The organism is Streptomyces sp. NPDC088707, assembly GCF_044752725.1.
GTDB lineage: Bacteria > Actinomycetota > Actinomycetes > Streptomycetales > Streptomycetaceae > Streptomyces.
Genome location: NZ_JBIVLV010000006.1, coordinates 109,188 through 121,558 on the forward strand (window position 1 = coordinate 109,188; position 12,371 = coordinate 121,558).

Below are 12,371 nucleotides of genomic sequence, written 5' to 3' on the forward strand. Positions count from 1 at the left end.
AACACGCCCCCCGTCAGTACGGGTGGACGCCGACGGGGGCGGCCGGCGGCGGGCCGTAGCCCTCCGCGATCCGCTGGTGGTAGGTCTCGCGGTCGATGACCTCGAGGCCGACGATCTCCCACGGCGGCAGCTTGGCGGTCTGCCGGTGCTCGCCCCACAGGCGCAGGGCGACGGCCGCGGCGTCGTGCAGGTCGCGGGCCTCCTCCCAGTACCGGATCTCGGCGTGGTCGTTGGCATACCTGCTGGTCAGCAGGAAGGGGTGGTCGTGGGCCAGCTGTTCGAGCCCGCGGCGCACCTCCTTCAGGGGTGACTCCACACCCGACACGCTGAGCGTGATGTGCCAGAGTTTGGACACGGGCTGTTCCCTGGCGCGTGCCTCACGCGCCTCGCGAACCTCGCGTGTCTCGGTGGTGGTCTCGGTCTTGGTGTCCGTGGACCTGTCCCGTGCCTCGTCGAAGTCGGCTCCGGCCTCGACACTGGTCAGGGCGCGTTCGGCAGTCCCTCGGGGCGGTGCCCCTGGGCGCGCTCGTCTCACCGGCGGCCTCCTGTGTGATGCGTGTGGTGCTGTACCCCGCCCCTGCTCTCTTACCCCCGAGACAAAGTTGACCAGCCCGAGGCGGCACTTGGGGCGGTTTTGGTAAACGTCCCTTCCGGATGGCCGCACTTTCAGCCGTTTCGGGAGGGGCGCGCGGGTCAGCGGATGACGACCAGGTCGTCGCGGTGGACGACCTCGCGCTCGTACTCGGGGCCGAGCTCCTTGGCGAGCTCGGGGGTGGAGCGCCCGAGCATCCGGGGCATCTCCTTGGCGTCGAAGTTGACGAGACCGCGGGCGACGGCCCGGCCGGCGGTGTCGCGCAGTTCGACCGGGTCGCCCGCCACGAAGTCGCCCTCGATGCCCGCGACACCGGCCGCGAGCAGGGACTTCTTGCCGTCGACGACGGCTCGTACGGCTCCGTCGTCCAGGGTGAGGGAGCCCTGCGGGGTGGAGGCGTGCGCCAGCCAGAGGAGCCGGTCTGCGGAGCGGCGCCCGGTGCGGTGGAAGTACGTGCCGGTGTCGCGTCCGGCGAGGGCGTCGGCGGCGCGGCTCGCGGAGGTGAGGACCACGGGGATGCCGGCGGCGGCGGCGATCCGGGCGGCCTCGACCTTGGTGACCATGCCGCCGGTGCCGACGCCCGCCTTCCCGGCGGAGCCGATCTCCACATGGGCGATGTCGTCGGGACCGGCGACCTGGGCGATCCTCGACGTGCCGGGCTTGGACGGGTCGCCGTCGTAGAGGCCGTCGACGTCGGAGAGCAGGACGAGCAGGTCGGCGCGGACGAGGTGGGCGACGAGGGCGGCGAGTCGGTCGTTGTCGCCGAAGCGGATCTCGTCGGTGGCGACGGTGTCGTTCTCGTTGACGACCGGCAGCGCGCCCATCGCGAGGAGCTGGTCGAGGGTCCGGTAGGCGTTGCGGTAGTGCGCGCGCCGGCTGGTGTCGTCGGTGGTGAGGAGGACCTGTCCGACGCGGACGCCGTAGCGGGCGAAGGAGGCGGTGTACCGGGCGACGAGGAGGCCCTGGCCGACGCTGGCGGCTGCCTGCTGCCGGGCGAGGTCCTTGGGGCGGCGGGTGAGGCCGAGCGGCGCGAGTCCTGCCGCGATCGCGCCGGAGGAGACGAGGACGATCTCCTTCTCGCCGCCGCTGCGGACCTTGGCGAGCACGTCGACGAGGGCGTCGACGCGGTCGGCGTCGAGGCCTCCGGAGGCGGTGGTGAGGGAGGAGGAGCCGACCTTGATGACGATCCTGCGGGCCTCCGTCACATATCGCCTCGCGTCGTCCGTCTCTCCGGTCATCTGCGTCGTCACCTGTGCCGCCACCTGCGTCGTCCTCACTCGGCTGTCCCACGCGCCGCGTGTTTCCCGCCGCGACTGCCAGGCAATCTACGCGAGCCGGGAGGGCTGCCGCTCGTCCGTTTCGCTCCCTGGACCGGAGCCGTCGGTGTCCTGTCCGTTGTTCCGGGGGACGAGGATCCGCTGGGAGATGAGGTAGGTGAAGGGGATGGCGACGACGGCCGCGACGAGTGGCGCGATTCTGTCGTCCATTCCGGCCCAGGTGACGAGCGCGTACAGACCGACGCTCTGCACCAGGTAGTTGGTGACGTTGGTGAGCGGGAAGAGGGCGAACTTCTTCCAGGTCGGCCGGGTGCGGTAGGTGAAGTACGTGTTGAGGAAGAAGGAGCCGATCATGCTGAGGACGAAGGCGAGGGAGTACGCGGCGAAGTACGGCATCCACGGGTGGAGCAGCAGGTAACAGCCGAAGAAGGTGCCGGTGTTGACGCCGCCGACGAGCGCGAAGCGGAAGATCTCGGCGAGCCGTCCGCGCCCCGCGGCGGGAGACGCGGCTTCCATCAGCGCTCTCCGTCGGTGGCCACGACGCGGATCCGCTCGGCGGCCGCGCGCTCGGACGCGCCGCGTCCGAAGGAGCGGTGGGTCTCCTTGACGAGGAAGTGCGGACGGCGCTTCGTCTCGTAGTAGATGCGGCCGATGTACTCGCCGATCAGTCCCAGCATCACCATCTGTACGCCTCCGAGTCCCGCGATGATCGCGACCAGGGTGACGTATCCGGGGGCGGTGACGCCCTGGGTGAGGGCGGCGACGACGACCCAGGCCGCGTAGAGGGCGGCGAGGCCGGTCAGTGTCATGCCGAGCCAGAGGGCGATGCGCAGTGGACGGTTGTTGAAGGAGATCAGCCCGTCCATGCCGTAGTTGATCAGGGAGCTGAACTTCCACTTCGTCTCACCGCCTTCGCGTGCGGCGTTCTGGTAGTCGAAGGTGACGGTGTCGAAGCCGATCCAGGAGAAGAGGCCCTTGGAGAAGCGGTTGTACTCGGGCAGTGAGAGCAGCGCGTCGACGGCGGGGCGGGACAGGAGGCGGAAGTCGCCGACGCCGTCGGTGAGTTCCACGTCGACCCAGCGGTTGACCGCCCGGTAGTACATCCGGCTGAGCGCGGAGCGGAGCTTCTTGTCGCCTTCGCGGGTCCGGCGCGCGATGACCTGGTCGTGGCCCTGGTGGTGCAGGTCCAGCATGCGTGCGAGGAGCTCGGGCGGGTGCTGGAGGTCGGCGTCCATGATGACCACGGCGTCGCCGGTGGACTTGCGCAGGCCGGCCAGCATGGCGGCCTCCTTGCCGAAGTTGCGGCTGAAGGAGGCGTACTGGGTGCGGTGCGGGTGCCGGACGGCGATCTCGCGCAGCTTGTCCAGCGTTCCGTCGGAGCTGCCGTCGTCGACGTAGCAGATCTCGTATCCGACGGGGAGTGTGTCGAGCACCTGGCGCATCCGCGCGTCGAAGCGTTCGACGACGTCCTCCTCGTTGAAGCAGGGGACGACGACGGAAAGCCTGGTCATGAACGGTCACTCCAGAGGGATGGGCAAGAGTACGTCCTGAGGGACCGCCGCCGAACTCGCCTTCGAGCAGCGCGGTCACGGTACGAAGCGGCGGTGACCGTCCGGCGTCGCCCGGGTGGCCGCCCCCGGTCGGCATGTCGTCCATGCGGCAAAGCATGCGGGGAAGATAGTGGTACTCGTGGCATTTCTTGTCTTTTGTCACCCTAGAGACCCGTTGCGCCGATACCTTGGCGACGCCACGGAGGCGGCGCCTTCGTGCCACGGAACTCGGCCCCCTGGAGCAATGCCCCGTGAGTAGAACGACCCTGTCGGACCTCGGTGACGCACGGATGTCGGACGACGAGGAACAGAACACCGACCCGGCGCGCGGCCTCCGCCGGGTACTCCCCTGGATCGCGCTGGTCATCGCCGCGGGAGCGGGCGCGCTGCTCTCGGTCGGCGCCTTCCTCGGCCTGTACGTACGCCCCACGTCGGACGACTGGTGCGCCCTGTGGAAGACCCGGGACATGGGGGTCCTCGGCATCACGTCGGACTTCTACCTCACGCAGAACGGACGTGTCACCAACGCGTTCCTGACCGGGCTGCTCTACTCCGACGGCATGCGGGGGCCGAAGCTGCTGCCCGCCTTCCTCGTGGTCGCGCTCGGCTCGGGGCTGTTCCTCCTCGCCCGCGCGACGCTGCGGGCGCTCCGGCTGCCGTTTCCCGCGGCGGCGGGCGCGGCGGCGGTCCTGGTGCTCGAGGCGCTGCTGTTCTTCGCGGGGACCCGTTCGTACCAGGTGCTGCTCTGGGCTCCGGCCACCATCTCCCACACCCTTCCGAGCGTCCTGGGTGTCTGGGCGGTCCTCTCGGCCGTGTGGGCGGCCCGCAGCCGCCGGCGCTGGGCGCGGGGCACCGCCGTCGGCGCCGCGGCGGTGCTCGGCACGGCGGCGGGCATGCTCAGCGAGCCCTTCGTCGCGATGTCCGGGCTGATGGCCGTGGCGGCGGGTGTGCTCTGCCTGCCCCGGTTCGGCCGGACGCGGGACCGGTTCGCGTCGACCTGGTGCGCCGCGTGGTGCCTGGGCCTCGTGATCGGACTGGTGCTGCTGACCACCTCCCCCGGGGCCCGCTGGCGGCGCGCCCAGCAGCCGAAGGAGCCGTTGACCCTGTCCGGGGTCGGGGAGGCGGTGCGGGACTGGTACCGGATCTGGGAGACGATCGGCGGGCAGTGGGCGTACGTCGGCGCGCTCGCCGCCGGGGTGCTCCTCGGCCTGGCGGTGGCCCTGTCGGCCCGCCGCCCACGCGGTGAGGACGTGCGGGCCGACGGCGAGGACGCCGGGGCCGGCCGGGCCTCGGGCGGAACGTTTCGCGTCGCCGTCCTGGTGCTGCCCCTGCCGCTGATCGTGCTGGGGAGCCTGGTCGCCGCGTACGGGCTGCGCAGCGGCTACGGGGCGACCGGCTGGACGTACGCGCGCACGTGGACCAGCTTCGTCGTGCCGTTCCTGCTGGCGCTCTGCGGCTACGGGGCCTGGCTGGGGTACCGCCTCGGGCACGGGCTCGCGGCGCCGTCGGCGGCGTCCGCCGGGGACGGCCCCGGGCTCGCGGCGCCGTCGTCACCCCCCGGTGTGCGCGCGGCCCGGCTCGCGGCCCTGGTCGCCACCGGCGCCGTCGCCGTGGCGAGCACGGTGGCCCTGGTGCCCGCGGTGCGGACGCTGACCACACAGACGGTGGCGCGCAGCCTGGCCTGGGACCGGCAGGACGCCCGGATCCGGGCGGAGGTGGCGGCCGGCCGCGACGAGGTCACGTACCGCCCGCTGCACATCGGCGTGCTCGCCGAACCCTTCTTCACGAAGGTGTACGAGAAGGACTGGGCCGCCCGGTGTACGGCCGGGTACTACGGCGTGGACCGGATCAACCGGCCCTGACCGAACGCCTCTGCGAAGGGTGACATTGCGTAACGGATGGTGAACACCAGGTAGTTTGAGGAGGAGTGGACGAACGACAAGTGAATCGAGGTGCACGTGCCTGACGTCTCCGTGGTCGTCATCGCCTACAACGACGCAGAGCGTCTGCCGGCGGCCGTCCGGTCGGTGCTGGAGCAGACCCTGCACGGCGTCGAGGTCGTCATCGTCGACGACTGCAGCAAGGACGACACCTTCACGGTCGCCCAGGCTCTCGCCGCCGAGAACCCGGACCGGGTCCGGGCGTTCCAGCTGCCGGAGAACAGCGGCGGCTGCGGCGCCCCTCGCAACCACGGCATCCGGCACGCCACCGGCACGTACGTCATGTTCCTCGACAGCGACGACGTGCTGGAGCGCAACGCCTGCCGCAACATGCTCGACGCCGCCGAGAGCACCGGCTCCGACCTGGTCTCCGGCCTGTGCGTCCGTGTCCACCTCGACAGCCGGCACAAGAAGACCACCGAGTGGTACCCCTGGCTCTACGCCCGGACCCGGACGATCGAGTCGATCACCGAGCTGTCCGACCTGCTGGTGTTCGACACCCTGTCGACGAACAAGTGCTACCGGCGCGCGTTCCTCCTCGAACAGGGCCTGGAGTTCCCCGTCGGCATCCACTACGAGGACCTGCTCTTCTCGGCCCAGGCCTATGTCGCCGCGCGCCGGATCACGCTGATCCCGAACCACGTCTACTACTGGAACGTGCAGGAGAAGGCCGCCGCGAAGTCGATCAGCAACCGGCGCCACGAGATCGCCAACTTCGTGCACCGCATGGAGATCCACCGCCGGGTGGACGCCCTCCTGGAGAGCAAGGGCTACGACGAGCTCAAGTACCGCAAGGACATCAAGTTCCTCAAGCACGACCTCGTCCTCCATCTGCGCGACCTGCCGCTGCTCGGCGACGACTACCGGCGCGAGTTCGCCCGGCTGGCCAACGGCTACCTCGCCGAGATCGACCCGCGGGCGTACGAGGAGGTGCAGCGCATGCACGCCATCTGCGCCTACCTCCTGAGCAAGGAGGACTGGCCCAACCTGCTCCCGGCCACCGACGCGCTCACCAACCCGGGCCGGCTCACCGTCCCGCTCGCCGAGCGGGACGGACAGGTCTACTGGTGCGCCGAGCACCTGGACACCGAGCAGGGCCGCCAGATCCTGGACGTCACCTCCTCCCACTACGACGCGAAACCGCTGACCTCACTCGCCCTGGGCAACCGGCTGACCTCGTACTCCGGCAGGGACGGGGTCGTCCGCCTCGCCGGGCGCGTCGTCAACCCGCTGGGCCGGATCCGCCCGGACGCGGAGCTCGGCGCGGTCCTCGAGTTCTCGGCCCGCCGCAGCGTCGGCGGCAGGACCGCCCGCATCCCGGTCGCCACGCTCCGGCACGCCGGTGCCTGGATCGAGTGGGAGGGCGAGGCGGACATCGCCCGCACGGTCCGCCCGCTCGGCATCATCGACGCCGTCTGGGACGTCCGGCTGATCCTCACGGTCGACGGCCAGGACCTGCGGACCCGGGTGTCCGTCGGCGGCGCCCCCGTCGACGAGGCCGACAGCCTGCGGATCCGCCCCCGGCTGACCAAGCTGGTGTCCGACCGGTTCGTGCCCCAGGTCACCCGGAAGGGCAACCTGTCCTACGTCCTCACCGCCGAGGGCAGGGCCGCCGTGCGCACCACGGCGATGATCGAGGGCGCCATGCACGGGCGCACCGCCCGGCTGGCGAAGACGAGCCTGCGCCGCCTGCTCAGGGCGAAGAAGGACCTGAACTCGGGCGAGACCAAGCTGCGGGTCTACCACGAGGTCTACAGCCGGCTCCCGATCCGCAAGGGCCTGGTGGTCTTCGAGAGCCACCTCGGCAAGCAGTACAGCGACAGCCCGCGGGCCGTCTACGAGGAGATGCGCCGCCAGGGCGTCACCTTCGGGGCCGTCTGGTCGTACTCGGGTGCGAAACCGACCGGCTTCCCCGAGGACGCCACCCTGGTGAAGCGCTGGAGCTGGCCGTATCTGCGGGCGCTGGCCCAGGCCGAGTTCTGGATCGACAACCAGGGCTTCCCGCTGCGGCTCACCAAGCGGCCGGGGACGACGTACATCCAGACCTGGCACGGCACGGCCCTCAAGCGGATGGGCTTCGACGAGCCCCACACCAAGTCGCGCGGCCTCGCCGCCCAGGCCTCCTTCCAGCAGGCCCTGGACCGCTTCGACCACTTCCTCATCCGCGGCGAGCACGACCGGCGCACCCTCGCGCGGGCCTTCCGGCTCCGCGACGAGGTGCTGCTGCCCGTCGGCTACCCCCGCAACGACAGCCTCGTCGAGGCACGGCGCGAGGAGGCGAGGACGGGCCGCCGGGAACGCGGACCGCTCGCGGCCGAGCTGGGCATCGACCCGGAGAAGAAGATCCTGCTGTACGCGCCGACGTTCCGGGCGGCGCCCGGCGGCAAGGTCCGCGCCTTCGAGGCCCCCTTCGACATCGAGGAGTTCGCCGACCGCTTCGGCGACACCTACACGCTGCTGATCAGGACGCACTACCTGAACAGCGTGTCGCTGCCGCCGGCGGTCCGGGGACGGGTCGTCGACGTGTCCCGCCTCCACGACGTCACCCCGCTGCTCGCCCTCGCGGACGGGCTGATCACCGACTACTCGTCCGTGATGTTCGACTACGGGCTGCTCGACCGCCCGATGGTCTTCTTCGCGTACGACTACGAGGAGTACGCCAGGGAGAACCGGGGCACCTACTTCGACCTGAAGGAACACGCCCCCGGTCCCGTGGTGGCCACGGAGGACGAGCTCTTCGGGGTGATCGCCAACCTGCCGGACGAGGCCGACAGCAAGTACGCGGCGGCCAGGCAGCGGTTCAACGCGGACTTCAGCGAGTACGACCGGGGCGACGCGGCCCGCCGGATCGTCACCACGTTCTTCACCGGGAGCGGGAAGTGACCAACGAGACCCCTGGGACGCCCGCGTCCCCCGCCGGCGACGGCCGTGACATCTTCATCGTCTCCAACAGCGTGGACGAGATGGGCGGGGTGACGACCTGGACGCACCAGATGGCCCGGGCGTTCACCGACCGGGGCCACCGGGTGCACGTCATCGGGATCCGGCCGGCCCCCGAGGGACGCGAGCACGACTTCCCCGAACCCCTGCCGTACCCCACCACCACGCTGTACGACGCCCACCCGCCGCAGGTCCGCTCGCTGCGCGGCCTCAGAGGCCGGCTCAACGCCGCCGAGCGGCGGCGGCACGCGCTCCGCGCCGCCGGGATGCGGGAGCGGGCCGAGCGGATGACGGCCCTGTTCGCCGCCGCCCGGCCCGGGGCCGTCGTGATCGTCACCCAGGTGTGGGCGATGGAATGGGTCTCCCTCGCCGACACCAAGGGCATGGTCCTCATCGGCATGAGCCACGAGTCGTACGCCGCGAGCGCGGCCGCCTCCCGGCTCGCCCGCGTGAAGCGCCACTACCGGGACGTCGACCGGCTGCTCGTCCTCACCCCCGGAGACGCGGACCGCTGGATCCGGGCCGGCATGGACAACGTCGGCCACATGCCCAACGCCCTGCCCTTCATGCCCGCGGCGCCGGTGCCGCGCACCGAGAAGGCCGTCGTCTCCGTCGGCCGCCTCTCGCACGAGAAGGGCGTGGACATACTGCTCGACAGCTGGGCCGAGATCGCCCACCGCCATCCCGACTGGACGCTGCGGATCTACGGTGCCGGGGACGAGGAGGAGTCGCTGCGGCAGCGCACGACCGACCTCGGTCTCGACGGCTCCGTCGAATGGAGGGGCCGCACCAACGACGTCCTCGGGGCGCTCTCCGGGGCCTCGGTCTTCGCGCAGGCCTCACGCGCCGAGGGCTTTCCGATCACCCTCCTGGAGGCGATGGCGGCCGGAGTGCCCTGTGCCGCGTTCGACTGCGCGCCGGGTGTGCGCGAGATCATCCGGGACGGCGAGGACGGACTGCTCGCGCGGCTCGGCAACACCGTGGAACTCGGCGGCCGCATCAGCACGCTGATCACCGACAAGGAGCTGCGGGACCGGATGGGCGACGCGGCCTTCGAGAACGTGAAGCGGTACTCCGCCGAGCGGATCACGGATCGCTGGGAGGCGCTGTTCGCCTTCCTGGAGCGCTGACGGGCCGCGCGCGGGACCGCCGTACACGGGGAAGGGCCGGGGAGTCGATTCCCCGGCCCTTCCCCGGCCCTTCCGCGGCCCTTCCGCGGACGGCTCGGTACGGGGGCGGTGCGGACCCGCTCCGTACCGCCCCGTCAGCCGGTCAGACCGACGCGCCGCGGCGCGCGACCCAGCCGGCCCAGGCCGAGGTGATCATGTCGCGCACGTCGTGACGGGCCTTCCAGCCCAGCTCCGCGTGGATGCGGTCGGCGGCCGCGACGACCCGCGCGGGGTCGCCGGGGCGGCGCGGGGTGACGAGCGGCTCGGTCGTGTGGCCGGTGATCTCGTTGATCAGCTCGACCATCTCGGTGACGGAGACGCCCTCGCCGCGGCCGATGTTGACCGTCAGGTCGCGCGGCTCGCCCGCCTCGGCCCACTCCGTGAGCTTGCGCGCGGCGACCAGGTGCGCGTCGGCCAGGTCCTCGACGTGGATGTAGTCGCGGATGCAGGTGCCGTCGGGCGTCGCGTAGTCGTCGCCGAAGATCCGCGGGGCCTCCCCCGCGTCCAGACGCTCGAAGACCATCGGGACCAGGTTGAAGACCCCGGTGTCGGCCAGCTCGGGGGTCGCCGCGCCGGCCACGTTGAAGTAGCGCAGGCAGGCCGTGGAGATGCCGTGCGCCGCGCCCGCGGCGCGCACCAGCCACTCACCGGCCAGCTTGGTCTCGCCGTACGGGCTCAGCGGCAGGCAGGGGGTCTCCTCGGTGACGAGGTCGACGTCCGGCATGCCGTAGACGGCGGCGGAGGAGGAGAAGAGGAAGTTACGCACGCCGGCGGCGGCGACGGCCTCCAGGAGCACCGTGAGACCGATGACGTTCTCGCGGTAGTAGTGCAGCGGCAGCTCGACGGACTCGCCGACCTGCTTCTTCGCGGCGAGGTGGACGACGCCGGTCACGCCGTGCTCGGCGATCGTGCGGTCCAGGACCTCGCGGTCGAGCGTGGAGCCGACCACCAGGGGAACGCCCTCCGGCACCCGCGACTCGTATCCCGTGGACAGGTCGTCGAGGACGACGACCCGCTCGCCGGCCTGCGTCATGGCACGGACGACATGGGAGCCGATGTATCCGGCGCCACCGGTGATCAGATAAGTCATAGCCCCAAACCCCTTTCAACGAGAGCTGCGGGAGATCCTGCGGAGTTTTGCCCCGATCGCCCGGAGCCCGTCACGGACACCCGGCGCGAGCCGCACCGCCAGCGATCCGTTCGCCGTCGTGTACTGCCGCACCAGCAGTACACCGTACCGGCTGCTCGGCACGAGCGACCGACGCTGCCGTTCCGCCGGGAGTCGGAGCGCCGTCGTGAAGACCGCGCCGTCCGCGCAGGTCACCGTGGCCCGGACGTCCCAGAGCTGCACGCCCCGGTTCCCCCGGCTGCGGCCCTCGCGGGCCAGTCCGGTGAGTCCGGCGGGGACGCGACCGGACCAGCCGGCGGGCCCTTCGGCCAACTCGGCCCGCTCGGTACGGGCGGGGACGTCGGCGCCCCGGGGCAGGAAGTCGATCCGCGCGGTACGGGGAACGGCGGCGCTCAGCCGTCCGTACAGGTCGCGGACGGTGAAGCGCAGTTCGCCGCCGAAACCCGCTCCCGCGCCGCCGGTCGCTCCGGCGCGCAGGTTGCCGTCGACGAGCAGCGGGAGGCCGTCGAGCGGCAGTGTGTCCAGTCCGTCCAGTTCCACCGGGAGGTCCTCGGACCAGACGGCGGTGTCCCCGCTCAGGGCGTGGGGCGGCAGCAGCCGGGAGGGGTCGGCGGTGAGCCGGGAGAGCCGCTCCAGGTCCCGCGGCTCCTCGGCGGCCAGCACGAACCGGGCGGCCCAGCGGGCGGGGGCTGCCGCGGCGGCGATCGCGCCCTCCCCGAAGGTCCCGAGGTACGCGCGGGTGAGCTCCCACCACTCGGTGCGGTACGCGATGTCGTGCGACCTCAGGTCACGGGCGTACAGGCGCAGGTCGTGTTCGAGGAACTTGGTGCGGCAGGCGGAGGCGAGTTCCTTGCGGCCCGCCGCCTCGAAGGTCTCCACGGCGGTGCGGTGGGCGGCGATCCGGGCCTGCCAGTTGGCGATGCCTTCCCGGTCGAGGGAGATCGACAGCCGGGCGGTGGCGCGGCGCACGTGCCAGATGTAGACGGTCTCGGGGACGACCGCGACGCGCGGCGCGGCGGCCAGGACGCGGGCGGTGAAGAGGAAGTCCTCGTAGACGCAGCGGCCGTCGGGGAAGCGGATGCCGTGCTCGGCGAGGAACGCGCGGTCGTAGACCTTGTTGACGCAGAGCGTGTCGTGCACGAGCGGCAGGAGGTCGTCCGCGGTCTCCAGGACGGCGGGCTCGCGGTAGAGCGCGGGCTGCCAGCGCACGTCGCGTCCCTCGGGCAGCTCGCGCCGCACGCAGGCGCCGACGGCGACGGGGGTGTGGTGGCGCTCGGCCGCCGCCACCAGGGTCTCGGCAGCGCCCTCGGGCAGGACGTCGTCGCTGTCGAGGAATATCACGATGGGTGCGGTGACGGCCCGGAAGCCGTCGTTGCGGGGGGTGCCGCAGCCGCCGCTGTTGACGGTGCGGTGGACGACCCGCAACCGGGGGTGCAACGCGGCCAGTTCGTCGAGGACCCGGGCCGTACCGTCGCTCGATCCGTCGTCGACGGCCACGACCTCGGCGACGACGGGTCCCTGGTCGAGCACGGACCGGATCGCGTCACCCACCAGCGCCTCGTCGTTGTGCGCGATGACGACGACGCCGAGCTTTCCTGCCACCTCAGTGGACGTGATGCTGCTCACATCGAGGATGCTACGGTCCCCCGGACACCCGAACGGCCTCTGCCCGACCCGTCCAACAGGACGGGTGAGAGAGGCCGTTCGGTTGACGAACCGGAGGGCGGGGAGGGGGCGCGGCGAAGAACAGCCCCACCGCCCTTCCCCCACGGGT

The 12,371-nt window shown here is 71.5% G+C and carries 9 protein-coding genes; 3 read left to right on the forward strand and 6 right to left on the reverse strand.

The features are described 5' to 3' along the window. Positions 1-13: 13 nt before the first annotated feature. The 4 genes from ACIP84_RS19585 to ACIP84_RS19600 form a co-directional block, all read right to left on the reverse strand. Complete coding sequence (locus tag ACIP84_RS19585; RefSeq protein WP_355960877.1) at positions 14-535, reverse strand: hypothetical protein; 522 nt, start codon at positions 533-535, stop codon at positions 14-16. 158 nt (positions 536-693) lie between these two features. Further along, positions 694-1,830, reverse strand: coding sequence for a glutamate 5-kinase (proB, locus tag ACIP84_RS19590; RefSeq protein WP_355960880.1), 1,137 nt, complete (start codon positions 1,828-1,830; stop codon positions 694-696). An 87-nt stretch (positions 1,831-1,917) separates the two neighbouring features. Then, complete coding sequence (locus ACIP84_RS19595; RefSeq protein WP_401798967.1) at positions 1,918-2,385, reverse strand: GtrA family protein; 468 nt, start codon at positions 2,383-2,385, stop codon at positions 1,918-1,920. Then, the gene (locus ACIP84_RS19600; RefSeq protein WP_355960884.1) at positions 2,385-3,380 is read right to left on the reverse strand and encodes a glycosyltransferase family 2 protein; all 996 of its coding nucleotides are present in this window, start codon (positions 3,378-3,380) and stop codon (positions 2,385-2,387) included. The genes ACIP84_RS19595 and ACIP84_RS19600 overlap by 1 nt, the downstream gene beginning before the upstream one ends. Positions 3,381-3,670: 290 nt before the next feature. Here ACIP84_RS19600 and ACIP84_RS19605 point away from each other — a divergent pair, with 290 nt between their 5' ends. The 3 genes from ACIP84_RS19605 to ACIP84_RS19615 all read left to right on the forward strand — a co-directional run bounded on the left by ACIP84_RS19605 (position 3,671) and on the right by ACIP84_RS19615 (position 9,429). After that, positions 3,671-5,281, forward strand: coding sequence for a DUF6056 family protein (locus tag ACIP84_RS19605; RefSeq protein ID WP_401798969.1), 1,611 nt, complete (start codon positions 3,671-3,673; stop codon positions 5,279-5,281). 90 nt (positions 5,282-5,371) lie between these two features. After that, the gene (locus tag ACIP84_RS19610) at positions 5,372-8,242 is read left to right on the forward strand and encodes a CDP-glycerol glycerophosphotransferase family protein (RefSeq protein ID WP_401798971.1); all 2,871 of its coding nucleotides are present in this window, start codon (positions 5,372-5,374) and stop codon (positions 8,240-8,242) included. Between the two features lie 80 nt (positions 8,243-8,322). Beyond that, positions 8,323-9,429: a glycosyltransferase gene (locus tag ACIP84_RS19615; protein ID WP_401799386.1), complete on the forward strand. Its 1,107-nt coding sequence runs from the start codon at positions 8,323-8,325 to the stop codon at positions 9,427-9,429. 142 nt (positions 9,430-9,571) lie between these two features. Here the strand turns inward: ACIP84_RS19615 and galE are convergent, their stop codons facing one another. Both galE and ACIP84_RS19625 read right to left on the reverse strand, forming a co-directional pair. Next, the gene (gene galE / locus ACIP84_RS19620; protein ID WP_355960892.1) at positions 9,572-10,558 is read right to left on the reverse strand and encodes a UDP-glucose 4-epimerase GalE; all 987 of its coding nucleotides are present in this window, start codon (positions 10,556-10,558) and stop codon (positions 9,572-9,574) included. 15 nt (positions 10,559-10,573) lie between these two features. Further along, the gene (locus ACIP84_RS19625) at positions 10,574-12,223 is read right to left on the reverse strand and encodes a glycosyltransferase family 2 protein (protein ID WP_401798973.1); all 1,650 of its coding nucleotides are present in this window, start codon (positions 12,221-12,223) and stop codon (positions 10,574-10,576) included. Positions 12,224-12,371 lie beyond the last annotated feature (148 nt).

Coding starts and splice junctions, on each gene's coding strand:
- proB (WP_355960880.1), bottom strand. CDS start 1,830: ATGACCGGAGAGACGGACGACGCGAGGCGATATGTGACGGAGGCCCGC.
- ACIP84_RS19595 (WP_401798967.1), bottom strand. CDS start 2,385: ATGGAAGCCGCGTCTCCCGCCGCGGGGCGCGGACGGCTCGCCGAGATC.
- ACIP84_RS19600 (WP_355960884.1), bottom strand. CDS start 3,380: ATGACCAGGCTTTCCGTCGTCGTCCCCTGCTTCAACGAGGAGGACGTC.
- ACIP84_RS19615 (WP_401799386.1), top strand. CDS start 8,323: ATGGGCGGGGTGACGACCTGGACGCACCAGATGGCCCGGGCGTTCACC.
- galE (WP_355960892.1), bottom strand. CDS start 10,558: ATGACTTATCTGATCACCGGTGGCGCCGGATACATCGGCTCCCATGTC.